Consider the following 23,253-nt stretch of genomic DNA (forward strand, 5'->3'; position numbering starts at 1 on the left):
ATCGGACCATGCCTTCCGTCGTCCAACTGCTCCGCGCCGACACCCTCGCCGATGCCCCCTATGCATACGCTGCCACCGCACCGGCAGGATCTCGCCTGATCTTCCTCGCCGGCGCCTGCCCCCTGGAGGATGACGGGACGACGACGGCGCCGGGCGACTACGCCGCGCAGGCCGCCCGGTGCATCGTGACGCTCACGGCCGCTCTGCACGCCGCGGGTGCGACCCTCACCGACGTGATCAGCACGCGCGTCCTGGTGGCATCCTCCCGACAGTCCGACCTAGTCGCGGCGTGGGATGTGGTCCAAGAGGCGTTCGACTCCCACGACGTCCCCAGCACGCTGTTGGGCGTCACCGTACTCGGCTACGACGATCAGCTCGTCGAGATCGAAGCGATCGCGGCCGTGGCGGAGTGACGATGGTGTTCCGCGTGCGTCCCGCCTCCCCTTCCGACGAGGACGCAACCGGACGGATCGAGGTGGCCGCCGACACAGTGCTCATCGATCGATTCGGTGCGTTGGACTGGCCTCCCCCGACTCCGCCGCAGGAGCGCACCGCGGCGCCCGGCTTCGTGCTCGTCGCCGAGACCATCGAGACGACCGATGCGACCGATGCGGCCGGTGCGAAGGATGCGACGGTCGTGGGCTTCGTGCACGTGCTCGAGATCGACGGTCACGCGCACCTCGAACAGCTCTCCGTCTTGCCTTCTCATGGACGGCGTGGCATCGGCCGTCGACTCGTCGAGGCCGCGCTGGCGGAGGCTCGACGCCGCGGACACCCCCGTGTCTCGCTGCGGACCTATGCTGACGTGCCGTGGAACGCGCCGTTCTACGCCTCGTGCGGCTTCATCGTGACCGAACCTGACACCCCGCTGCTTCGCAGCCTGATCCGGATCGAGACCGATCTCGGCCTCTTCGAACACGGTCACCGTGTGCAGATGACCGCTGTGCTGTGAGTGCCTCGAACTGACCGGAATCGCACCCGCGACGGCAGTAAAGTGCTCGAGGCCTGCGGCCGCCCCGTCATAGGCTGAGGCCATGATCGACCGCACCGACTATTACTCCGCAAAGCTCTCGTACGAGACGGACCCGAGCGATGTACACGCCGCGCAGAAGGCGGGCGAGAACGTCGTCATCATCGACGTGCGCTCCGCCGAGGCATGGGCGCAGGGCCGTGTCGCGGGAGCCGTGCACATGCACTACAGCGAGATCGCGAACCGTGCCCCCGTCGAGATCCCGGCCGATGCCGACGTCGTCGTGTACTGCTGGAGCCCTGGGTGCAATGCCGGAGCGAAGGGCTCCCTCGAATTCGCGAAGCTCGGATACCGCGTCAGGGAGATGATCGGCGGCTTCGAGTACTGGGTTCGCGAGGGCTATCCCGTCGAGGATGCCGACGGGGTGCACCGTCGCCCGGTCGACCCCCTCACCGGCATCGCACGCGTCCGCACCCACGCCTGAACCACACCCGCAAAAGAGAAGGCCCCCGGACGGATCCGGGGGCCTTCTTCATGAGTGTGTCAGCGGGCGAAGTTCCCGCGGTAGTACTCGTACACCCATCCGACGATCGCGACGACGAAGATCGCGAGACCGATCGGGAGCAGGAAATGACCGACAGCGAGTCCGACGACGAAGACTCCGGCTGAAGCGGCGAGCACGATCGGCCACCACGACCACGGGCTGAACTCGCCGAGCTCGGGGTCTCCGTCATCGATGTCGGACGTCAGGATGTCTTCGGGCAGCTCGCCCCTCTGCGCCTTGTGCGTGCGGTCGAGGTAGAACGCGATCATGGCTGCCATGAACGCTGCGAAGAACAGGGCGACGGTGCCGACCCATTCGATCCGCTCCGCGAAGTTGTCGGAAGGCGTGGCGAGGATGTGCCAGCCGGTGTAGACGACGCCGACGAGAGCGAAGAACGCCGTCAGGATCCACCAGAGAATGACGTTGTCGCGCATGACTTAGTGGGCCTCTCGCTCGCCGGGCGCCGTGGTCGCGAACTCGGCTGCCTCCGGGTGGTTCAGGTCGAACGCAGGACGCTCGCTGCGAATGCGCGGGATCGACGTGAAGTTGTGTCGCGGCGGCGGGCACGACGTCGCCCACTCGAGCGAAGCGCCGTAACCCCACGGGTCGTTCACGGTGACCTTCGGTGCCTTGCGCGCCGTGATCCAGACGTTCAGGAAGAACGGCAGCATCGAGGCACCGAGGATGATCGCGCCGATCGTCGAGACCTGGTTCTGCCAGGTCCAACCGTCGGCTGCAGAGTAGTCGGCGTAGCGACGCACCATACCGTCGACACCAAGCCAGTGCTGGATGAGGAAGGTCATGTGGAAGCCGATGAACAGCATCCAGAAGTGCACGTAGCCGAGGCGCTCGTTCAGCATGCGCCCTGTCCACTTCGGCCACCAGAAGTAGAAACCGGCGAACATGGCGAACACGACGGTGCCGAAGACCACGTAGTGGAAGTGGGCGACGACGAAGTACGAGTCGGAGAGCGCGAAGTCCAGCGGCGGAGCGGCGAGGATCACACCGGTGAGGCCACCGAAGACGAACGACACGAGGAACCCGAGGGCGAAGACCATCGGAGTCTCGAAGGTCACCGACCCTCGCCAGAGCGTGCCGATCCAGTTGAAGATCTTCACACCCGTCGGCACCGCGATGAGCATCGTCATCAGGGCGAAGAAGGGAAGCAGGACGGAGCCGGTGACGTACATGTGGTGCGCCCACACGGCCACGGACAGCGCGGCGATCGCGATCGTGGCGTAAACGAGCGTCTTGTATCCGAAGATCGGCTTGCGGCTGAAGACAGGGAAGATCTCCGACACGATGCCGAAGAACGGCAGCGCGATGATGTAGACCTCGGGGTGGCCGAAGAACCAGAACAGGTGCTGCCACAACAGGACGCCGCCGTTCGCGGGGTCGTAGATGTGAGCGCCGAGGATACGGTCCGCAGCCGCGGCGAAGATGGCTGCAGCGAGCACCGGGAAGGCCATGAGGATCAGGAGGCTCGTGATGAGCGTGTTCCACGAGAAGATCGGCATGCGCCACATCGTCATACCCGGGGCGCGCATGGTGATGATCGTGGTGATGAAGTTCACGGCACCGAGGATGGTTCCGAATCCGGAGATACCGAGACCCACCATCCACAGGTTGCCACCGGCACCGGGCGAGAAGGACGCTCCGGCCAGCGGTTGATACGCGAACCAGCCGAACGACGCCGCACCCTGGGGTGTGAGGAAGCCGGCGACCGCGATGGTCGAGCCGAAGAGGAAGAGCCAGAAGGCGAACGCGTTCAGACGCGGGAACGCCACATCGGGAGCGCCGATCTGGAGCGGGAGGATCGCATTGGCGAAGCCGGCGAACAACGGTGTCGCGAACATCAGCAGCATGATCGTGCCGTGCATCGTGAACAGCTGGTTGTACTGCTCCTTCGTCGGGACGATCTGCATACCCGGCGCGAACAGCTCAGCGCGGATGACGAGGGCCATCACGCCGCCGAGGAGGAAGAACAGGACCGAGGCGATCAGGTACATGTACCCGATGGTCTTGTGGTCGGTGGAGGTGATCCACTTGACGACGATGTTGCCCTTCTGCTCCACACGCGAGGAGCTCATGAGAGCAGCCTGGCGTGCCGGCAGAGTGGTGGGACGGGAGCGAGGCGCTTCGTCCGTGCGAGGAGCTTCGGTGGTCGACATTGCTTACTCCTCTCCTTCCTCGGTTTCGGTCTGCCCGGACGTGCCAGGCAGATTGGAGAGTCGGTCGTAAGCGTCGGTGATGTCGCCCGTGTTGCCCTTCTCCTCAAGGGACTCGAGGTACGCGTCGTACTCGTCCTGCGAGACGACCTTGACGTTGAAGAGCATCATCGAGTGGTACTCGCCGCAGAGCTCGGCGCACTTGCCGGCGTACTCGCCCTCGCGGGTCGGGATGAAGGACCAGGAGTTGTCCTTCCCGATGAACATGTCCTTCTTGTAGAGGAAGTCGATGATCCAGAAGGAGTGGATGACGTCGCGCGACTGCAGGTCGATCGTGACCTTCTTGTCGACCGGGAGCACCAGAGTGGGCAGCTGCGACTGGTCGATGTTGCCTTCCGCATCAGGCTGGGCCTGGATCCCCATCGTCCACACGGCGTCGGAGTTGTCTTCCTCTTCGCCGTCGTACTGGAAGTCCCACGCCCACTGCTTCGCGATCGCGGTGATCTCGACGTCGGGGTCGTCCCACTTCGCCTCGATCTCCGTCTGGTCGCGCGCCGTGAAGAAGAACATGCCCAGCACGAGGATGAGCGGCACGATCGTGTAGAAGATCTCGATCGGCATGTTGTAGCGCATCTGGACCGGAAGGCCGGTCTGCCCCTTGCGGCGACGGTACGCGATCGCGGCCCAGGCCATCAGGCCCCAGGTGATGACGCCGACGGCGAGAAGCACGATCCAGGAGTTCACCCAGAGTGACGACACGCGCTCGGTCTGATTGGTGGCAGCGGGGCCGCCCTCCACGAAGCCCGGAAGAAAGCCGTTCAGCTCGGTGGGAGTACATCCCGCCAGGGCCAAGGCTGCCGCAACTCCCACAGGGAGGGCGGCCCAACGAAGGCTGCGTTTCGAGGGCACGATGCACCTTTCAGATCGCGAACAGAGCACACCCAAGTCTAGGGCAACCTCACACCTGATTCATGCCAACCACGCAGGTTGAGAACGTTCGCCAGGTGCCGTGCCGACTCAGTGGAAGCTGTCTCCACATGCGCAGCTGCCTGCAGCGTTGGGGTTGTCGATCGTGAACCCCTGCTCGGAGATCGTGTCCTTGAAGTCGATCGACGCGCCGTCGAGGTACGGGATGCTCATGTTGTCGACGATGACCTCGACGCCGTCGAAGTCGACCGTCTCGTCGCCCTCGAGGTAACGCTCGTCGAAGTAGAGCTGGTAGATGAGGCCAGAGCATCCGCCGGGCTGCACGGCGACGCGCAGACGCAGATCGTCGCGGCCTTCCTGCTCGAGCAGGTTCTTCACCTTGGTCGCGGCGGCGCCGGTCAGGCTGATCCCGTGGGCCTTGGTGATGTCTGAGGTCAGGGTGGTGTCGCTCATGTCGCTCCTTGTGACGGGCCGCTGGGGCACGGCTTCTCGCGCAATTCTACCGCCGGTGCGGCAGAACGGCTCAGAGTCGGACCGTGTTCATCCGGGCGAGGAGCAGTGCCTCGCTCGCGACGGCATGGCGGAAGGTGTCCAGGTGGAGGGACTCGTTCGGACTGTGTGCCCGGGAGTGAGGGTCCTCGACCCCCGTGACGAGGATCTGAGCCGTCGGGAACTCCCGCACGAGGTCGGCGATGAAGGGGATCGAGCCGCCGACGCCGAGATCGATCGACGGGACTCCGTATCCATCGCGCATGGCGTCGCGCGTCAACGCCACGGCCCATCCGCTGGTGTCGACCAGGAAGCCGTCGCCGAGGTCGACGTCGGAGAACGTGAGCTCCGCCCCGAACGGCGCGTGTGCACGCAGGTGTGCTTCGAGAGCCTGGTAGGCCTCCTGCCCGGTCTGCCCCGGCGCGACACGCGCGCTGATCACGACCGTGACCTCGGGAAGCAGGGTGTTGGACGCTGCACCCACGCTCGTGGCGTCGATCCCGATGACCGTGACCGACGGCTTGTTCCAGATCCTGCTGAGGATCGTTCCGCCGCCGATGGGCGTCGTGCCGGGCAGGAGACCCGCCTCGTCGCGCAGGGTCGCTTCCGAGTACTCCGGAGTCGGCGCGTCCCGTTCGGTCATGCCCGCGACCGCGACAGAGCCGTCGGCGTTCCAGAGTGTGGACAGCAGGGTGACGGTGGCCATCATCGCGTCGGGCACGGCCCCGCCGAACATCCCGGAGTGCGAGGCATGGTCCAGTGTGCGTACCCGCATCGTGAAGCGGGCGTTGCCACGCAGGGAGACGGTGAGTCCCGGTGTCACGGAGTCCCAGTTGCCGGAGTCGGCGACCACGATCGCATCGGCGCGCAGAGCCTCCTTGTTGTCGGAGAGGAACTGCGCGAAGGACCGCGAGCCGTACTCCTCCTCCCCCTCGATGAACATGGCGATGCCGAGGTCGAGGTCGTCACCCAGCACTTCGCTCACCGCGCGGACAGAGGCGATGTGCGCCATGATCCCGGCCTTGTCGTCGGCTGCGCCACGGCCGTAGAGGCGCCCGTCGCGCACCGTCGGCTCGAAGGGCGGCGTCTCCCAGAGGGAGTCGTCCCCGGAGGCTGCACGTCGTGGTGCGCGTACAACAGGATCGTCGGCCGGCCGTTGCGCGCGGCCCGTGTGGCGAGCACAGCAGGCTGCCCCAGCTCGTCCGTCCCGGGGATCCGTGCACGGAGCACACGCACGTCGTCGAACACACCGGAGTCGGACGCCAGCGCGGCGACCTGCTGCGCACTGCGTTCCAGCTGAGTCTGGTCGAACGCGGGCCACGCCATCCCGGGGATGCGCACCAGGTGGCCGAGGTCGGAGAGCGCGGACGGGATCCCGGTCGCCACAGCCTCGAGAACAGCGGCATCGGACTCACGGGGAGGAACAGGAGAGGTCATGCGAGTAATCTTAAGGTGATCCCCGTCAGCGAACCGAGGAACTCCGTGTCCACTACCCCTGCCTCCCTTCGACGAACGACGACGCCCCCGAGACGCCAGCCGTCGGAAAGGGCCGCGCGACGCCGACCCGAGCGGAGCAGGAGGCAGCTCGTCGCCGCCCCCTGGTCGCCAACACGAAGGAGGCCAAGGCAGCCGCCAAGGCCGACCTCAACGAGCGGCGCGCCCGTGCCCAGGCCGGAATGGCGGCGGGCGAGGAGAAGTACCTCCCGGTGCGCGACAAGGGTCCTCAGCGCCGCTGGGTGCGTGACTACGTCGACGCCGGCTGGCACCCCGCCGAGTTCGTGATGGCGGTCATGGTGCTGGTCATCCTCGCCTCTCTCCTGCCGTCGAACATGATGATCTCGTTCTATGCCTACCTCGTGATGATGGGGTATCTCGTCATCGCCATCGGCGGCATGGTCCTCCTCGCGATGCGGGTCAAGCGCAAGGCGGCCGCGAAGTTCGGCAAGGAACGTCTCGAGCGGGGTCTCGGCTGGTACGCCGCGATGCGCGCCCTGCAGATGCGCTTCATGCGCCTGCCGAAGCCGCAGGTCAAGCGCGGGCAGTACCCCGACTGACCAGCCCCCTGTTGATCTCGCGGCCCCAGAACGGGCCGCGGTAGAGGAACGCCGTGTAGCCCTGCACGAGGGTCGCACCGGCATCCAGACGCTCCTGGACGTCGGCCGGTGTCTCGACGCCGCCGACGGCGATCACGCAGAACTCTGCAGGGACGGCCTCGCGCACGACGCGCAGGACCTCGATCGAACGCTTCTTCAGCGGCGCGCCCGACAGTCCGCCGGCACCAGCGGCTTCGACCGTCGAGGCATCCGTCAGCAGGCCCTCTCTACTGATCGTGGTGTTGTGAGCGATGATTCCCGAGAGACCTTCGGCGACGGCCATCCGCGCGATCGCCGTGATCTCCTCGTCAGGAAGGTCCGGCGCGATCTTCACGAGCAGCGGCGTACGACCGGACGCCTCTTGACGGCCCGCAACAGCGGGGCGAGGGTCTCGACCGCCTGCAGCCCGCGCAGGCCCGGAGTGTTCGGGGAGGACACGTTCACCGCGAGGTAGTCGGCGAGCGGGGCAAGGCGCGTTGCCGAAGCGACGTAGTCCGCCGTCGCATCCTCGACCTCCACCACACGACTCTTGCCGATGTTGACGCCGATCACCGTGTCGGGAGCGCCTCGGCGGAGACGCGCGAGGCGACGCGCCGCAGCGTCGGCGCCTGCATTGTTGAAGCCCATCCGGTTGATGACCGCCCGGTCGGCGATCAGCCGGAACAGACGTGGCTTCGGATTCCCTCCTGGGGATCGCCGTCACCGTGCCGACTTCCACATGCCCGAACCCGAGCGCCGCCAGACCGCGCACACCGATGGCGTTCTTGTCGAAGCCCGCAGCGACGCCGAACGGCGACGGGAAGGTCAGCCCGAGCGTCTCGACGCGCAGCGAGGGATCCGGAGCCGTCAACGCACGCGTCGCCCAGGAGAAAGGCGGCGCACCGAGCACGCGGATCACCGCCATGCCGGCGTGGTGAGCGAACTCGGGGTCGAAGCGCGAGAGGACAGCGCGGAAGAGCAGCGGATACATCACTGCCAGATTACCGGTCGACGGGCTCCTGCTCGGTGTGGTCTGCGCGCAGGTCGGTGATCGCCGCTTCGAAGTCCTCGAGCGAATCGAACGCCTGATACACGCTGGCGAAGCGCAGGAAAGCGACCTCGTCCAGCTCACGCAACGGACCGAGGATGGCAAGACCGATCTCGTTCGCATCGAGCTGAGAGACGCCGGTCTGACGCACGGCCTCCTCCACCCGCTGCGCGAGGATCGCCAGGTCGGCCTCTGTCACCGGTCGCCCCTGACACGCCTTGCGCACACCGGAGATCACCTTCTCGCGACTGAACGGCTCCATCACGCCGGAACGCTTGATGACGTTGAGGCTCGCAGTCTCGGTGGTCGTGAAGCGCCCTCCGCATTCCGGGCACTGACGACGACGCCGGATCGAGAGACCGTCGTCGCTGGTGCGCGAATCGATGACGCGGGAGTCGGGATGACGGCAGAAGGGGCAGTGCATCTGACAGATCCTACGCGGTGAACCGCGCCTCGATCGCCTCGCCGTGCGCGGGGAGCACCTCGGCATTCGCGAGGGCGACCACCCCGTCGCGCACCTCGGAGAGCGCGGCGCGGTCGTAGGTGATGACCTGCTGCGGGCGCAGGAACGTATATGCACCGAGGCCCGATGCGTAGCGCGCCTGACCCCGGTCGGCAGCACGTGGTTGCTGCCTGCCATGTAGTCGCCGAGACTGACGGGCGTCTGATCCCCCACGAACACCGCTCCGGCGCTCGTGAAGGCGGAGGCGGCCTCCTCCGCGTCTGACAGGTGCAGCTCGAGGTGCTCCGGCGCATAGGCGTTACTGAACGCCGTGGCCATCTCCCTGTCATCCACGAGCACGATCGCCGACTGCGGTCCGCCCAGAGCTTCGCCCACGCGTGTGCTGTGACGGGTTGCTGCACCCTGCCGCTCGACTTCGACCGCGACACGAGACGCGAGTTCCGGAGAGTCGGTGACCAGCACGGCCGAGGCCTGCTCGTCGTGCTCGGCCTGGCTGATCAGGTCGGCTGCGACCAGCCGCGGGTCCGCGGTCGCGTCGGCGACGATCAGGATCTCGGTCGCTCCCGCCTCCGAGTCCGTGCCGACGACGCCCGCGACAGCGCGCTTGGCGGACGCGACGAAGTTGTTCCCCGGCCCTGAGACCACGTCGACCGGATCGAGACCGATCGACGCCACCCCCAGGCGAGAGCGCCGATCGCCCCGGCTCCTCCCATCGCGTACACCTCGGTCACGCCGAGCAGGCCGGCGGCCGCGAGGATCGTCGGGTGGATCCGGCCGTCGCAGTCCGCCTGCGGCGGAGAGGCCAGCGCGATGCTCTGCACTCCGGCGACTTGCGCGGGGACCACGTTCATCACGACGCTCGATGCGAGCGGTGCCTTCCCACCGGGGATGTAGACCCCCGCACGGGAGACCGGCTGCCACCGCTGCAGAATCCGTGCGCCGGGACCGATCCCGGTGGTCTGAGGAGCCGGCACCTGCGCCTCGGACCCGCGACGAACCCGCTGGATCGCCTCCTCGAGCGCGGCGCGCACGGCGGGGTCGACCGATGCCAGGGCCTCGGCGATGTGCGCGGCGGGCACGCGCACATCATGACCTCTGACGCGATCGAACTGCTCGGCCTGCTCACGGAGGGCGGCCTCCCGTGGACGCGCACGTCCTCGACGATGCGGGTCGCGGTGTCGAGCGCCGCGGCGCGCGCCTGCGCGGCGCGCGGAACGGCGGCGAGCATGTCGGCGGGCGAGAGCTCGCGCCCCCGCAGATCGATCGTGCGCATTTCAGCCTTTCGTGATGTCGGAGATGTCGTGGAGGTAGCCGATGCGCCCGTCATCATGTCGAACGACGTACGCCCCTCCACGATCCTCGATCACGAGAGCCCACGCGCTCGGCCCGATACGGAACAGCGGTTCACCGCGCTCGTCGTGCACGTCGCGCTCGGATGGTGCGAGGATCCAGAACGGCTGAGCGGCGACGGCGGCCTCGCGCGGATTCGTGGCATCGAGGTCGGGACCGGCGAGATCCTCCACCACGAGGGCTCCGAGTCGTCTGCGGCACCGGCGGCCTCGTACGTCGCCGCCGTCTCCAGCAATGACTCGATGCTGCCCGTGTCGGAGACGATCTCGGGTTCCTGCCCCGGGAACGCCGGGAATAGGCGGGCACATACTCCTCGTCGGCCGTCGACGGCTCCGTGCCGAGCCCGCCACCGGACGCGTGCGCCGTGAGGGGCACCTGGTCGGCGAGGTCGAGCCGGGCGATCTCGTCGGTGGCCTGTCGACCGGACGACTCGACGTCGAGGTCGGCGCCGGGGGCGCCGTACCCACCATCGACGATGACGTCGGTCCGTTCGTCTTCTGACTTCTCCGCTTCCTCGGACGAAGACGCGGGAACGGACTCGATGCGCGGGCGCGGAATAACGGGGCGGACCGGATTGGCGTTGCGGTGGGCGAGCGTGACGAGACGCCCGTGGAAGTCTTCTTTCACCCCGGGGATGATGGGCGCGAACACCGTCAGGACGACGAGCGCCACGGAGAGGACGAACATCGCCACGCCGTTCCAGGGCAGCGTCCAAAACCCTGTGGCGATGACGCCGGAGATCGCGAGCCACACGCTCCCCGCCCACACCACCGCCGCGACGGAGAAAGCGACCGAGGCGAACTGATCGATGCCGAGAGAGCCGACGCGACGGATGCCGTCCGGCGAGAACCGACGCAGCACGAGCAGGAACACCGCGACCGTCGGCACGGCGATCGGGAGTATCCACTGGATGCCGAGGCCCCAGAGCGAGACTCCCGCTGTCAGGGGGAAGAAGGAGAGGATGAACGAGACCAGCCACACGCCGACGATGAGGAGTTCACGCAGAGTGAATCCGAGTATCCCGAACTCCGGAGTCACCTCCTCGTCGTAGAGGACGCCGTCTTCGTCGCTGAAGATAGAATCTTCCAACTCCGTGGCGGGAGAATCCGTCTCGGGAAGGTCCGGCTCGGGGATGTCCGTGCTCATGGGAGGTCCTTTCGTCACCGTGCTCGACGGGGGGAGATCGTCGTGCTGCCGACGGCTCACGATCCTACCCGCTCACCCGAGACAGCTGGGGCCGAGCAGCGACTTGAGGTCACCGAAGAGGTCGGCGGAGACCTTGACCGGCATCGGCACCTCGAAGACCTTCGCGGTGCCACCACGATGCACCCGGAGCAGCACCTCGGTGTCACCGTTGTGACGGCGCAGCACCTCGGCGAGTTCCGTCATGACGCGCTCGGTGGCGCGCTGCTCGGGGAGCACCAAGGCAAGCGGACCGGCCGCGTCGAAGGAGCCGATGTCGGGCGCGAACGCGGATTGCGCATGCAGATTGAGTCCGTCGTCGCGCCGGGACACACGGCCGCGCACCGCGAGGATGGCATCCTGCTGCAGTGTGTGCTGGAACTCCGTGTAGGTCTTGCCCATGAACATCACGGTGACCTCGCCGTTGAAGTCCTCGACGGTGATCATGCCGTAAGGATTGCCGCTGGCCTTCGCGACGCGGTGCTGCACGCTCGTCACGAGCCCCGCGACGGTGACCTGGTCGCCGTCCTGCAGGTCCTCGGAGTTGTTGAGGTCATGGATCGAGATCGACGCGTGCTTCGCGAGCGGAACCTCGAGTCCGGCGAGCGGGTGATCGGACACATAGAGGCCGAGCATCTCGCGCTCGAACGCCAGCTTGTCCTTCTTGATCCATTCCGGACGAGCAGGCACCTTCGCCGGCGCCGCCTCCTCCATACCGTCGTAGAGGCTGTCGAAGTCGAACCCGATGGCACCCTGGGCCTCGTTGCGCTTGCGATCCACGGCCGCCTCGACCGCGTCCTCGTGCACCTCCATGAGTGCCCGACGGGTGTCTCCCATCGAGTCGAAGGCGCCGGCCTTGATCAGCGACTCGACGGTGCGCTTGTTCGAGACGTGCAGCGGCACCGTGTCGAGGAAGTGATGGAACGACGTGAAACGCTCATCCTTCCGCGCCTGCACGATGCCCTCGACCACGTTGCTGCCGACGTTGCGCACGGCGCCGAGGCCGAATCGGATGTCGTCGCCGACGGCGGCGAAGAAGTTGATCGAGTCCGAGACGTCGGGCGGAAGCACCTTGATACCCATGCGGCGGCACTCGTTGAGGTACAGCGCCATCTTGTCTTTGGAGTCGCCGACACTGGTCAACAGCGCAGCCATGTACTCGGCCGGGTAGTGCGCCTTGAGGTACGCGGTCCAATAGGACACGAGGCCGTACGCAGCCGAGTGGGCTTTGTTGAACGCGTAGTCGGAGAAGGGCAGCAGGATGTCCCACAGCGCCTTGATCGCCGCCTCGCCGAAGCCACGTTCCTTCATACCGCCCGCGAAGCCCTCGTATTGCTTGTCGAGCTCGGACTTCTTCTTCTTTCCCATCGCTCGACGGAGGATGTCTGCTTGACCGAGGCTGAACCCTGCGACCGCCTGAGCGATCGCCATGACCTGCTCCTGGTAGATGATGAGGCCGTAGGACTCCTGGAGGATCTCGGCCAGCGGTTCGGCGAGTTCGGGGTGGATCGGGGTGATCTCCTGAAGTCCGTTCTTACGGAGCGCATAGTTCGTGTGCGAGTTCGCCCCCATCGGACCCGGGCGGTACAGCGCGATCAGAGCCGAGATGTCACCGAAGTTGTCGGGCTTCATCAGTCGCATGAGCGAGCGCAGCGGCGGGCTGTCGAGCTGGAAGACGCCGAGGGTGTCGCCGCGCGCGAGCAGTTCATACACGCCGGGATCGTCGAGTCCGAGGTGCTCGAGATCGAGCTCTTCGCCACGGTTCGTCCGGATGTTGTCGAGCGCGTCGGAGATGATCGTGAGGTTGCGGAGCCCCAGGAAGTCCATCTTGATCAGCCCGAGCGACTCGCACGACGGATAGTCGAACTGCGTGACGATCTGGCCGTCCTGCTCCCGCTTCATGATGGGGATGATGTCGAGCAGCGGGTCGGACGACATGATCACGCCGGCGGCGTGCACGCCCCATTGACGCTTCAGGCCTTCGAGACCGAGCGCGCGGTCGAAGACCGTCTTGGCCTCGGGATCGGTCTCGATCAGCGCACGGAACTCGCTCGCCTCTTTGTACCGGGGGTGTGCCGAGTCGAACATGCCGTCGAGGGGCATGTCCTTTCCCATGACGGGCGGCGGCATCGCCTTGGTGAGCCGCTCCCCCATGCTGAACGGGAAGCCGAGGACGCGACCGGCGTCTTTGAGCGCCTGCTTCGACTTGATCGTGCCGTAGGTGACGATCTGGGCCACGCGCTCGGAGCCGTACTTCTCCGTGACGTAGTCGATGACCTCGCCGCGGCGCCGGTCGTCGAAGTCGACGTCGAAGTCGGGCATCGAGACGCGGTCGGGGTTCAGGAACCGCTCGAAGATCAGGCCGTGCTCGAGGGGGTCGAGGTCGGTGATCTTCATCGCATACGCGACCATGGATCCTGCTCCGGAACCACGGCCGGGACCGACGCGGATGCCGTTGTCCTTGGCCCAGTTGATGAAGTCGGCGACGACCAGGAAGTACCCGGGGAAGCCCATCTGCAGGATGATGCCGGTCTCGTACTCGGCCTGCTTGCGCACCTTGTCGGGGATGCCACCCGGGTACCGGTAGTGCAGCCCCGTCTCGACCTCTTTGATGAGCCAGCTGTCTTCGGTCTCGCCGTCCGGCACCGGGAACCGCGGCATGTAGTTCGCGGACGTGTCGAACTCGACTTCGCAGCGCTCGGCGATCAAAAGGGTGTTGTCGCAAGCCTCGGGGTGATCGCGGAACAGCTGCCGCATCTCGGCGGCGGTCTTGATGTAGTACCCGTCGCCGTCGAACTTGAAGCGGTTCGGGTCGTCCATGGTGGAGCCCGACTGCACACACAGCAGTGCCTCGTGCGCATCGGCCTCGTGCTGATGTGTGTAGTGCGAGTCGTTGGTCGCGACCAACGGGATGTTCAGGTCTTTCGCGAGCCGGAGCAGATCGGTCATCACCCGGCGCTCGATGGAGAGACCATGATCCATGATCTCCGCGAAGTAGTTCTCTTTGCCGAAGATGTCCTGGAACTCTGCGGCTGCCGCCCGTGCCGCGTCGTACTGCCCCAGTCGGAGCCGCGTCTGCACCTCGCCGGACGGACACCCCGTCGTGGCGATGATCCCCTTGCCGTAGGTCTGGAGCAGCTCGCGGTCCATGCGGGGCTTGAAGTAGTAGCCCTCCATGCTCGACCGGGAGCTGATGCGGAAGAGGTTGTGCATGCCTTCAGTGCTCTGGCTCCACATCGTCATGTGGGTGTAGGCGCCCGAACCCGAGACGTCGTCGCTCTTCTGATCGGGTGATCCCCACTGCACGCGCGTCTTGTCGCTGCGATGGGTGCCCGGGGTCATGTAGGCCTCGAGACCGATGATCGGCTTGACCCCGGCGTTACGCGCCGCGTTGTAGAACTCGAACGCGGCGAACGTGTTGCCGTGATCGGTCACGGCGATGGCAGGCATGCCGTATTCGGCAGCCGCCTGAGTCATCGCGTTGATCTTCGCCGCACCGTCGAGCATCGAATATTCGCTGTGCACGTGCAGGTGGACGAAGGAGTCGGATGCCATGTCTTCGAGTCTAAGGCGGGGCCCCGACACCGGAGGTCGGTGCCGGGAGCCTCGCAGACCTCACCCGCCCTGCGGCGCGGAGTCGACGACCGAGGTCAGCACGGTCGTCACAGAATCCACCGTGTCTCCGGCGGGCCCCCCGTCGCCGTAGTCCTCCGCGATGGAGGAGACGAGCCCCTGTGCGGTGTCCACGGCGATCGTGGTCGTCCGGTGACCGTCGACCACGTACCGCAGCGTCGCCGTCGAGCCGTCGTCTGCGAGCACCTCGAACCCCGGGATCAGAGCAATCGCGAGGAAGAAGGCCGATCGCAGATCCGCCGGCATCAGGTTGATCGCCGAGGGGTCGGAGAGCCCGGCCACGAGCCATCGGTCCGCTTCCTGGCCGGTCATCCCCGACTGCGCACGCAGCCAGTCGAGCAGCTCCTGCGGCTGCCTCGGCATCTCGGCGTAGTACGGACGATATCGGTCGGCCAGATAAGGCATCGGAGGCTCATCCCCTCCGACCGCAAGATACTCCCCACCGGGAAGGACCTCGATCCGGTCACGATCCACACCCTTCGCGCCCGGCCACGAGGACCACTCCTGCGCCGCCTCTTCGCCGCGGGCGCCGAACGAGTCGACGACCTCCGCATGTCCCCAGTCGTAGAACCAGTCGCCCGCCCGATCGGCCGGGACGTAGAGCACGCGGGTGTCGCGCACCCGCACAGCGGCATCGCTGTCGTCGCGAGAGGCGTTGAACGCGAAGGTGTTCTCGTCGTCGTCCTCGGCCCAGTCCGCCCTCCAGTACTGCACGTGTTCGCCGACGGTCTCGATGCGCAGATACTGTCCGGTGACCAGAGTCGTGTCCTGCGCGCCGAATGTGACGGCGGATGCCCGTTCCAGCACCTCGGCCGCCGCGGCATCGGGAACACGCGGAGGCGCCAGCACGGATCCCACCACGATCGCGGTCACCGCCGCTCCCGCGACCAGCCCGCCGAGACCAACCCCGGCCCAGGCCCGGCGTCGCGATCGAGCCGATCGCCGCGACCGCGCGCCCCGCGCCATCTCCCGCGTCAGCGCGTACCTGGCTGCGCGGACGTCGTCGTCATCCACGCGGGACTCGTGTGCCCCGAGCTCACGAACCTGTTCCATAAGCGGCATCGCTCTCCTCCTTCTTCATCCAGGTCAGGCGGGTGGCACCCCGCGAACCGGGCGGCGCGAGTTGTCGACGCACACGATTCAGCCGAGACCGCACCGTTCCCACGGGCACACCGAGGGCATCAGCGATCTGCTCATAGGTGAGGTCGCCCCAGGCGTGCAGCAGCAGCGTGTCTCTGTCCCTGGCGGCGAGTGCAGCGATCCGCGGTGCGAGCGCCCGCAAGGCGGCGTCGGCGTCCATTCGCGCCTCCGACGCGGTCTGCGGCGGTTCCGCCACGACATCGGCCGAGGACGAGGCCTCGAAAGCGCGCCATTGGCGGGCCTCAGCGGCTCGATGGTTCTTGACCACACGCGTCGCGATGCCGAGAAGCCACGGTCGAGCAGAGGCCCAGCTCCGATCGAATGCGGCCCTCCGCCGGAACGCGACGAGGAATGTCTCGCTGAGGACGTCGTCCACGGCGTCCGAGCCGATGCGTCGGCGGATGTATCCGCCGACGGGGCGGACGTGCCGCTCGAAGATCTCGGAGAATGTTCCGGGGTCGTCGATCGACCGCTCGATGATCTCGCTGTCGGTGCTCACACTGAGTATTGGGCGAGGTCGCGGAAACGGTTCACGCTTTTCTCGAAGACTTCTCGGATGCCCGGAGGTCGAGCCGCATCAGCACACGAGGGAATCCGTCGAGGACCGATCCGGTGTCGGCGACCTTCTCGAACCCGACTCCCTCGAACAGCGCCCTCGTGCCGACGTACGCCATGGTCAGATCCACCTTCTTCCCCTCGTTGTCGACCGGATATCCTTCGATCGCCGGCGCCCCGCGCTTCTTCGCATATGACACGGCCCCCGCGATCAGCGCGTGCGAGATCCCCTGCTTCCGGTGCCCCGGCCGTACACGGAGACACCACAGCGACCAGACATCGAGATCGTCGACGTGCGGGATGAGCCGGTTCCGCGCGAAGCTCGTGTCGCGTCGCGGATGCACCGCCGCCCATCCGACCGGCTCATCACCCAGATACGCGATCACACCGGGAGGCGGGTCCTGGTGACACAACTCGCGCACGCGATCGGCACGAGCAGTCCCTCTCAGCGCCACATTCTCCTTGTTGCCGATGCGATAGCTCAGGCAGAAGCACACGTTCGACGTCGGCTTCTTGGGCCCGACGAGCGCCGCGACGTCGTCGAACTCGGTTGCGGGGCGAACCTCGATGTCCATGCGAACAGTGTCGCGCATGTCGCCGACACCGCACGCGGGTGTGCCGGGTCAGTCGCCGCGCAGCACGTCGAGCGCGTGTTGGAAGTCGTCGGGATACGGGGACTCGAACTGCACCAGGTCCCCCGTCGTCGGGTGAGTGAAGGCCAGCTGGTGCGCATGCAACCACTGGCGTGTGAGTCCGAGGCGCGCGGACATCGTGGGGTCGGCGCCGTACAGAGGATCCCCCACGCACGGGTGCCGGTGTGCGGCCATGTGCACCCGGATCTGATGCGTACGTCCGGTCTCGAGGTGGATCTCCAGCAGCGAAGCGCCGGGGAACGCTTCGAGGGTCTCGTAGTGCGTGACCGAGGGCTTCCCGTCGGGGACGACGGCGAACTTCCACGAGTGGTTCGGGTGCCGTCCGATCGGCGCATCGATCGTCCCGGCCAGCGGATCGGGATGCCCCTGCACGACGGCGTGGTAGATCTTCTCGACCGTGCGCTCCTTGAAGGCCTGCTTGAGGACCGTGTACGCGTGCTCGGACTTCGCCACGACCATGAGGCCGCTCGTGCCGACGTCGAGTCGGTGCACCACGCCCTGGCGCTCCGCAGCGCCGCTGGTCGACACGCGCGGAAGCCTGCCGCGGCGAGGGCGCCGACCACCGTCGGGCCCTCCCATCCGACCGAGGGGTGCGCCGCCACCCCGGTGGGTTTGTCCACCACGATGATGTCGTCGTCGTCATACACGATGCCGAGCTCCGGCACCGCGATCGGGACGATCCTGGGCGCCTCCTTCGGCTGCCATTCGACCTCGAGCCAGCCTCCGCCTCGGAGACGATCCGACTTGTCGAGGGTCACTCCGTCGAGCCGTACTCCCCCGGCGGCCGCCACGTCTGCCGCGAAGGTCCGGGAGAACCCCATGAGCTTCGCCAGCGCGGCATCCACCCGCGTGCCGTCCAAGCCGTCGGGAACCGGCAACGATCGGGACTCCACGTTCAACGGCCTCCTGCTGCGCGTCCCGCACCCTCCGGAGGCGAGTCATCTCCCCCGATGCGGTCGGTCGCGTCGGCCTGGGCATCCGCGAACTCCGCATCGGCCTCGGTGGCGACAACCGCGGCCTCCGCGGCGGCCTCCGCCTCCTCATCCGTCTCGACGACGGCGTGATCGCGTTCGCGCGTGCCGTCGAATCGCAGTCCGAAGACCACGAGCAGCGCCACCGAGATCATGCCGGTGACGATGAAGACGTCTGCCACATTGAAGATCGCCGGCATCATCCACGGCATCGAGATCATGTCGACGACATGGCCCACCGGGAATCCGGGCTCGCGGAGGAGACGATCGGTGAGGTTGCCGAGAACCCCGCCGAGCAGGCAGCCGAGCACGACCGCCCACAGTCGGGACTTCAGACCGAAGGCCTTCCAGATGATCACCGAGGCGACGACGGCCAGAGCGATCGTGAAGATCCAGGTCACCTCGGAGCCGAGCGAGAACGCCGCACCGGGGTTTCGCACGTAGTACAGCTGAAGAAACTCTCCGAGCACGGGAACCGGCACCTGAAGCGGGAGGTTCTCGATCGTGAGGTACTTCACAAACTGATCGGCGGCCAGCACGACCGCTGCGAGAATCGCAACGATCGCACCGGCCGCCGACCGACGAAGGGGACGGCGTCCTGACAAGAGGGCGCCTTACAGACCGATCGCGGAGACGGGTGTGGAGTCCGTGGACGCCGACTTCTCGTCGAGATCACGGAGCTGGCCCTCGATGTAGCCGCGCAGCTGCGAACGGTAGTCGCGCTCGAAGTTGCGAAGCTCGGTGATACGAGCCTCGAGCGTGTTGCGCTCCCGCTCCAGGCGTGCCGACTCCTCGCGCTGCTTGGCCTCGGCCTCGGTGCGGATACGTGCGACCTCGGTCTCGGCCTCGGCGATGAGGGCGTTGCGCTTGGCCTCACCTTCGGCCACGTGCTCGTCGTGAAGACGCTGCGCGAGCCCGATGATGCCGGCGGTCGCGGTGGCGGAGCCGGTCGGAGCGGGCTCGGCGGGCACCTCGGCGACGGGGGCCGGAGCCTCGGTCACGGCGGGTGCGGCCGCAGGTGCTGCAGCCTCGGGCGTCTCGCCGGACTCGTACGCGGCCAGCTTGGCCTTCAGCTCGACGTTCTCTTCGAGAGCCTTGCGCCACTCGATGACGATCTCGTCGAGGAAGTCGTCGACCTCGTCCGGGTCGAAGCCGTCCTTGAACCGGACGTGCTGGAACTGCTTGGTGACGACGTCATCCGGGGTAAGTGCCATGAGTGGCTCCTCTTTCGATGAGTACGAATGCCAGTATCGATGTATGGCGTGGTCGTGATGTGGCGCGAACCCGGGGCGCGCACCTGGGTGCCAGCATAGCCCCCGCGCCTCGGCGTCGCGATGTCACGACACCCAGACTGCGTGAACTCGACCGGTGGATTCCGGGCGTTTCGCCGGGACTTCAGCGGATGAAGAGTCTCGCGACGTTCATGAGGATCAAGACCACCAGCAGTGTGAGCGTGAAGCCGAAGTCGAGCGACAACGAGCCGATCCGCAGCGGAGGGATGATCCGCCGGAAGAACCGGATGGGCGGATCGGTGACCGTGTAGACGGCCTCAGCGGCGACCAGCCCGAATCCCTTCGGACGCCACTCCCGATTGAACATCGGGATGTAGTCGAGGATCAGGCGCGCGAAGAGCACGAAGATGTACAGAAGCAGCACCAGGTGGATGATGCTCGCGATGACCGAGACCAGCTGCACGGCTTACGACTGGTCGAAGCCCGCAGACTCAGCGTCTGCGTGTGCGATGCCCCCATGACCGGACACAGCGATGTTCTCGGGCGAGAGCAGGAAGACCTTCGAGGTCACGCGCTCGATGCGGCCGTACAGCCCGAGGGAGAGACCACTCGCGAAGTCGATGAGTCGGCGCGCGTCGGCGTCGCTCATCTGGGAGAGGTTGATGATGACGGGGACGCCCTCGCGGAAGCTCTCCGCGATCAGCTGCGCGTCGCGGTACTGCTTCGGGTGGACTGTGAGGATCTCGTTCACGGCTCCTGCAGAGGGCTGGCGGACGGCGACGGGGCGACGCAACGGCGTGACGGGGGCCGGTGCCGGCTCCTCACGTTCACGATCGCGCTCGCGGTGGGCGCGGGCCGGAGCCTGCGTCTCTTCTTCGTAGACCTCTTCCTCATCGGCGAGGCCGAGATACACCATGGTCTTCTTCAGCGGGTTACCCATCGTGTCCTCCGGTTCGAACGTTTCGGGCTGGTCTTTTCACAGGTTAACCCCGGTCGGGCCGAGGGCCTGTGATTGCGGAGCCGATCCGCAGGTGTGTCGCGCCGGCGGCGATGGCCTCGGCGAAGTCTCCGGTCATGCCGGCAGAGATCCAGTGTGCGGACGGGTCGATCTCCCTGACCACATCGGCCAGTTCCCGCAGACGCGCGAAGGCGGCGGCAGGTTCCTCATCCAGAGGCGCGACGGCCATCACACCGCGCAGACGCAACGAAGGCAGTGACAGGACGTGTTCGGCGAGGGTGCGCACCTCGGAGGGTTCGGCTCCTCCTCGACCATGATCCTGCGTGAGGTTGACCTGGACGAGCACGTCGAGCACATCGTCGCCGGTAGCCGCTCTGTGCAGCGCATCGGCGAACCGTGCGCGATCGACGGAGTGCACCACATCGGCGCTGCGTCGGATCGCCCCCGCCTTGTTCGTCTGCCCCTGGCCGATGAAGTGCCAGGTCATGTCGAGGGCGGCCAGCTCCGCCTGCTTCGCCGTGAGCTCCTGCTGGCGGTTCTCCCCCACCTCTCGGACCCCGAGCGCGCGCAGATCACGCACGAGCGATGCCGGGTGGAACTTCGTCACCACGATGCGGGTGATCTCCTCCGGTGCCCTGCCCGCGTCCCGCGCGGCGACGGCGATGCGCTCGTCGATCGCCGTCAGCCGCGCGGCGAGATCTATCGACCCCGACCCGCCGACCGTGGAGGTCACTTCAGGAATTCGGGGATGTCGATGTCGTCATCCGCGAAGGCCGGCTCGATGCTCGTGGTCGGCACGCGCTGCTGCACGGGCTCGGCCGGGGCGGTCTCGTTCTTCGCCTCGTCCTCCTCCGGCAGCGCCACCTCGGGAAGGGTCGTCGCGGAAGGGCGCGACACGACCATCGGGTCCAGACGCAGCGAGGGCTCCCCGCCGTCGAATCCTGCCGCGATCACGGTCACACGCACCTCGTCGCCGAGGGTGTCGTCGATGACCGTACCGAAGATGATGTTCGCCTCCGGGTGAGCCGCTTCCTTGACGAGGTCGGCGGCATCGTGGATCTCGAAGATGCCCAGGTTGGATCCACCCTGGATGGAGAGGAGGACTCCGTGCGCGCCCTCGATGGATGCTTCGAGGAGCGGCGACTCCACGGCGAGCTCGGCTGCCTTGATCGCGCGATCGGCACCGCGCGCCGATCCGATGCCCATGAGCGCGGAACCCGCTCCCTGCATGACCGACTTCACGTCGGCGAAGTCGAGGTTGATCAGACCGGGCGTCGTGATGAGATCGGTGATGCCCTGGACACCGGCGAGGAGGACCTGGTCGGCGGTCGCGAAGGCCTCGATCATGGAGATGCCGCGGTCGCTGATCTCGAGGAGACGGTCGTTCGGCACCACGATGAGCGTGTCGACCTCTTCCTTCAGCTTGGCGACGCCGGCTTCCGCCTGGCTCTGGCGACGACGACCTTCGAACGAGAACGGCTTGGTCACGACGCCGATGGTGAGGGCTCCGATGGACTTCGCGATTCGTGCCACGACAGGAGCGCCACCCGTTCCGGTGCCACCACCTTCGCCGGCGGTCACGAAGACCATGTCTGCCCCGGTGAGGGCCTGCTCGATCTCCTCGGCGTGGTCCTCCGCAGCGCGGCGACCCACCTCGGGATCAGCACCGGCTCCGAGGCCGCGAGTGAGCTCCCTGCCCACGTCGAGCTTCACGTCGGCGTCGCTCATGAGCAACGCCTGCGCGTCGGTGTTGACCGCGATGAACTCGACTCCGCGGAGACCGAGATCGATCATGCGGTTCACGGCGTTGACGCCGCCACCGCCGACGCCGACGACCTTGATCACGGCGAGGTAGTTCTGGTTCTGGCTCATGGCCGGCCTCCGATTATTCGAGCCTGAAACGGGTGAACCTTAAACCTCAACTAGAGGTGTAAAGTATTTCCCGGTATTGCGTTCTCTTTGATCGAAGGTAAGCGCCGCCTGCCTGCGCGCGCGCAACCACATGGGCGTGTCGCGCCATTCCCCGAGAAACCCGGCGGCGTCCGTCACCGAAAGGCGTCAGCCGACGACCGCGACGTCGGGTGAGGTCACGTCGATCGATGCCGCATCCGGGTTCTTGACCATCGCAGCAGAGAGCGTGAGCGCCTTGAGCGCCGACTCCTCCGCACTCCCCCAGACCACCGTCATCCCGGTGCTGAGGGTCAACGTGACGTCGTCCGGCGTCGTCGCCCTCACCCCGCTGAGCGTCGCGCGGATGTCATCGGGGAGCGAGCGCACCACGAGTCCGGCACTCTGGAACGCCTTCGAGTCGACACCGCCGTCGATGTCGATCAACGGTTGCCCCGCCGGCTGCTCCGCCGTGGTGGAGAGGGCTACCCCTGCCGCATCCACGAGGGTGTACCCGGCGCTCGAACGGATCACTCCGACCGGGGTGCGCTCGACGATCCGCACCGTCAGGTCGTGGGGCGGACGCGCTTCGAGCGCGTACGTCTCGATGAGCGGGAACGCGAGCAACGAGGCTTTCACCTCGCTGGTGTCGACGAGGGCCAGCGGCGTGCCGAGCTGATCGCTCAGAGCCGCTTCGACCGCGGCGGGATCGAGGCTCGCCGCTCCCACCACCGTGATCTTCTGCACGGCGAACAACGGGCTGTAGGCCGCGGCGACGCTTCCGCCGATCAGGACCACGACGGCCCCGATGCCGCCGAGCCAGACGATCCTCCGTCGGCGGGACCTCTGGGTGAAGCGGCGGATCTCCGAGCGAAGGGCCTTGCGTCTGGCCCGCGCCGCGCGCCAGACGTCCCTGGTCGACGTCGGTTGCGTGCCGTCCGGCGACGCCGCGTCCGTCGACGAGACGTCGGCGCTCGCGTCGTCCTGCAGGGCGCTCTGGAGCGTCGGGAC

At 66.8% G+C, this 23,253-nt stretch carries 22 protein-coding genes and 5 pseudogenes; 5 read left to right on the plus strand and 22 right to left on the minus strand.

Going from position 1 to position 23,253, the window contains the following annotated elements; all coding sequences use genetic code 11:
• Positions 1 to 8: 8 nt before the first annotated feature.
• The 3 genes from K1X59_RS12070 (at position 9) to K1X59_RS12080 (ending at position 1,454) form a co-directional block, all read left to right on the plus strand.
• Positions 9 to 413: a RidA family protein gene (locus tag K1X59_RS12070; protein WP_183150280.1), complete on the plus strand. Its 405-nt coding sequence runs from the start codon at positions 9 to 11 to the stop codon at positions 411 to 413.
• A gap of 62 nt (positions 414 to 475) precedes the next feature.
• Positions 476 to 952: a GNAT family N-acetyltransferase gene (locus K1X59_RS12075; protein ID WP_309491575.1), complete on the plus strand. Its 477-nt coding sequence runs from the start codon at positions 476 to 478 to the stop codon at positions 950 to 952.
• A gap of 82 nt (positions 953 to 1,034) precedes the next feature.
• Complete coding sequence (locus tag K1X59_RS12080) at positions 1,035 to 1,454, plus strand: rhodanese-like domain-containing protein (RefSeq protein ID WP_183150282.1); 420 nt, start codon at positions 1,035 to 1,037, stop codon at positions 1,452 to 1,454.
• A gap of 59 nt (positions 1,455 to 1,513) precedes the next feature.
• Here K1X59_RS12080 and K1X59_RS12085 read toward each other — a convergent pair whose 3' ends face one another.
• From K1X59_RS12085 to K1X59_RS12105, 5 genes and pseudogenes are all read right to left on the minus strand, one after another.
• Positions 1,514 to 1,948 (minus strand): cytochrome c oxidase subunit 4, encoded by a 435-nt coding sequence (locus K1X59_RS12085; protein WP_183150283.1) that lies wholly within the window; start codon positions 1,946 to 1,948, stop codon positions 1,514 to 1,516.
• Between the two features lie 3 nt (positions 1,949 to 1,951).
• Positions 1,952 to 3,685, minus strand: coding sequence for a cytochrome c oxidase subunit I (gene ctaD, locus K1X59_RS12090; protein ID WP_183150284.1), 1,734 nt, complete (start codon positions 3,683 to 3,685; stop codon positions 1,952 to 1,954).
• A gap of 3 nt (positions 3,686 to 3,688) precedes the next feature.
• Entirely contained in the window at positions 3,689 to 4,591 is a 903-nt protein-coding gene (coxB, locus tag K1X59_RS12095; RefSeq protein ID WP_183150285.1) for a cytochrome c oxidase subunit II, read from the minus strand.
• 108 nt (positions 4,592 to 4,699) lie between these two features.
• On the minus strand, positions 4,700 to 5,062 hold the full coding sequence (gene erpA / locus K1X59_RS12100) for an iron-sulfur cluster insertion protein ErpA (protein WP_183150286.1): 363 nt from the start codon (positions 5,060 to 5,062) through the stop codon (positions 4,700 to 4,702).
• A 70-nt stretch (positions 5,063 to 5,132) separates the two neighbouring features.
• Positions 5,133 to 6,535, minus strand: a pseudogene (locus K1X59_RS12105) (dipeptidase).
• Between the two features lie 65 nt (positions 6,536 to 6,600).
• On the opposite strand from K1X59_RS12105, the pseudogene K1X59_RS12110 reads away from it, so the two are divergent.
• Positions 6,601 to 7,152, plus strand: a pseudogene (locus K1X59_RS12110) (DUF3043 domain-containing protein); the annotation flags it as partial.
• Here the strand turns inward: K1X59_RS12110 and K1X59_RS12115 are convergent.
• The 4 genes and pseudogenes from K1X59_RS12115 to K1X59_RS22895 form a co-directional block, all read right to left on the minus strand.
• Positions 7,127 to 8,161, minus strand: a pseudogene (locus tag K1X59_RS12115) (quinone-dependent dihydroorotate dehydrogenase). The pseudogenes K1X59_RS12110 and K1X59_RS12115 overlap by 26 nt on opposite strands.
• A gap of 10 nt (positions 8,162 to 8,171) precedes the next feature.
• Positions 8,172 to 8,642 (minus strand): transcriptional regulator NrdR, encoded by a 471-nt coding sequence (nrdR, locus tag K1X59_RS12120; RefSeq protein WP_183150287.1) that lies wholly within the window; start codon positions 8,640 to 8,642, stop codon positions 8,172 to 8,174.
• A gap of 10 nt (positions 8,643 to 8,652) precedes the next feature.
• Positions 8,653 to 9,326: pseudogene (locus tag K1X59_RS22890) on the minus strand (histidinol dehydrogenase).
• Positions 9,227 to 9,760 carry a histidinol dehydrogenase gene (locus tag K1X59_RS22895; RefSeq protein WP_396652538.1) on the minus strand — a complete coding sequence of 178 codons (534 nt, stop codon included), beginning with the start codon at positions 9,758 to 9,760 and terminating at the stop codon, positions 9,227 to 9,229. The pseudogene K1X59_RS22890 and the gene K1X59_RS22895 overlap by 100 nt, the downstream one beginning before the upstream one ends.
• Before the next feature lie 62 nt (positions 9,761 to 9,822).
• Between K1X59_RS22895 and K1X59_RS22900 the strand changes: the two genes are divergently transcribed.
• Positions 9,823 to 9,969 carry a hypothetical protein gene (locus K1X59_RS22900; protein ID WP_396652539.1) on the plus strand — a complete coding sequence of 49 codons (147 nt, stop codon included), beginning with the start codon at positions 9,823 to 9,825 and terminating at the stop codon, positions 9,967 to 9,969.
• Positions 9,970 to 10,085: 116 nt separating this feature from the next.
• Here K1X59_RS22900 and K1X59_RS12130 read toward each other — a convergent pair whose 3' ends face one another.
• The 13 genes and pseudogenes from K1X59_RS12130 to K1X59_RS12190 form a co-directional block, all read right to left on the minus strand.
• Positions 10,086 to 11,177, minus strand: coding sequence for a hypothetical protein (locus K1X59_RS12130; RefSeq protein WP_220173436.1), 1,092 nt, complete (start codon positions 11,175 to 11,177; stop codon positions 10,086 to 10,088).
• A 72-nt stretch (positions 11,178 to 11,249) separates the two neighbouring features.
• Positions 11,250 to 14,768, minus strand: coding sequence for a DNA polymerase III subunit alpha (gene dnaE, locus K1X59_RS12135; protein ID WP_183150288.1), 3,519 nt, complete (start codon positions 14,766 to 14,768; stop codon positions 11,250 to 11,252).
• A gap of 60 nt (positions 14,769 to 14,828) precedes the next feature.
• Positions 14,829 to 15,860: a hypothetical protein gene (locus K1X59_RS12140; protein ID WP_210274172.1), complete on the minus strand. Its 1,032-nt coding sequence runs from the start codon at positions 15,858 to 15,860 to the stop codon at positions 14,829 to 14,831.
• A gap of 22 nt (positions 15,861 to 15,882) precedes the next feature.
• A complete protein-coding gene (locus K1X59_RS12145) occupies positions 15,883 to 16,485 on the minus strand; it encodes an RNA polymerase sigma factor (RefSeq protein WP_183150290.1) in 603 nt (200 codons plus the stop codon).
• A gap of 31 nt (positions 16,486 to 16,516) precedes the next feature.
• Positions 16,517 to 17,116 carry a GNAT family N-acetyltransferase gene (locus K1X59_RS12150; RefSeq protein WP_183152822.1) on the minus strand — a complete coding sequence of 200 codons (600 nt, stop codon included), beginning with the start codon at positions 17,114 to 17,116 and terminating at the stop codon, positions 16,517 to 16,519.
• Positions 17,117 to 17,164: 48 nt separating this feature from the next.
• Positions 17,165 to 18,087, minus strand: a pseudogene (locus tag K1X59_RS12155) (RluA family pseudouridine synthase).
• A gap of 2 nt (positions 18,088 to 18,089) precedes the next feature.
• Complete coding sequence (gene lspA / locus K1X59_RS12160) at positions 18,090 to 18,770, minus strand: signal peptidase II (RefSeq protein ID WP_258566828.1); 681 nt, start codon at positions 18,768 to 18,770, stop codon at positions 18,090 to 18,092.
• Positions 18,771 to 18,779: 9 nt separating this feature from the next.
• Complete coding sequence (locus K1X59_RS12165) at positions 18,780 to 19,379, minus strand: DivIVA domain-containing protein (protein WP_183150291.1); 600 nt, start codon at positions 19,377 to 19,379, stop codon at positions 18,780 to 18,782.
• A gap of 181 nt (positions 19,380 to 19,560) precedes the next feature.
• Entirely contained in the window at positions 19,561 to 19,860 is a 300-nt protein-coding gene (locus K1X59_RS12170) for a YggT family protein (protein ID WP_183150292.1), read from the minus strand.
• 3 nt (positions 19,861 to 19,863) lie between these two features.
• On the minus strand, positions 19,864 to 20,337 hold the full coding sequence (locus K1X59_RS12175) for a cell division protein SepF (RefSeq protein ID WP_131491280.1): 474 nt from the start codon (positions 20,335 to 20,337) through the stop codon (positions 19,864 to 19,866).
• A gap of 43 nt (positions 20,338 to 20,380) precedes the next feature.
• Complete coding sequence (locus tag K1X59_RS12180) at positions 20,381 to 21,088, minus strand: YggS family pyridoxal phosphate-dependent enzyme (protein WP_396652540.1); 708 nt, start codon at positions 21,086 to 21,088, stop codon at positions 20,381 to 20,383.
• Positions 21,085 to 22,227: a cell division protein FtsZ gene (gene ftsZ, locus K1X59_RS12185; RefSeq protein WP_183150293.1), complete on the minus strand. Its 1,143-nt coding sequence runs from the start codon at positions 22,225 to 22,227 to the stop codon at positions 21,085 to 21,087. The genes K1X59_RS12180 and ftsZ overlap by 4 nt, the downstream gene beginning before the upstream one ends.
• Before the next feature lie 186 nt (positions 22,228 to 22,413).
• Complete coding sequence (locus K1X59_RS12190) at positions 22,414 to 23,040, minus strand: FtsQ-type POTRA domain-containing protein (protein WP_258567218.1); 627 nt, start codon at positions 23,038 to 23,040, stop codon at positions 22,414 to 22,416.
• Positions 23,041 to 23,253: the final 213 nt, after the last annotated feature.

Origin of the sequence: Microbacterium sp. Se5.02b (genome assembly GCF_019464375.1) — a bacterium.
Lineage (GTDB): Bacteria > Actinomycetota > Actinomycetes > Actinomycetales > Microbacteriaceae > Microbacterium.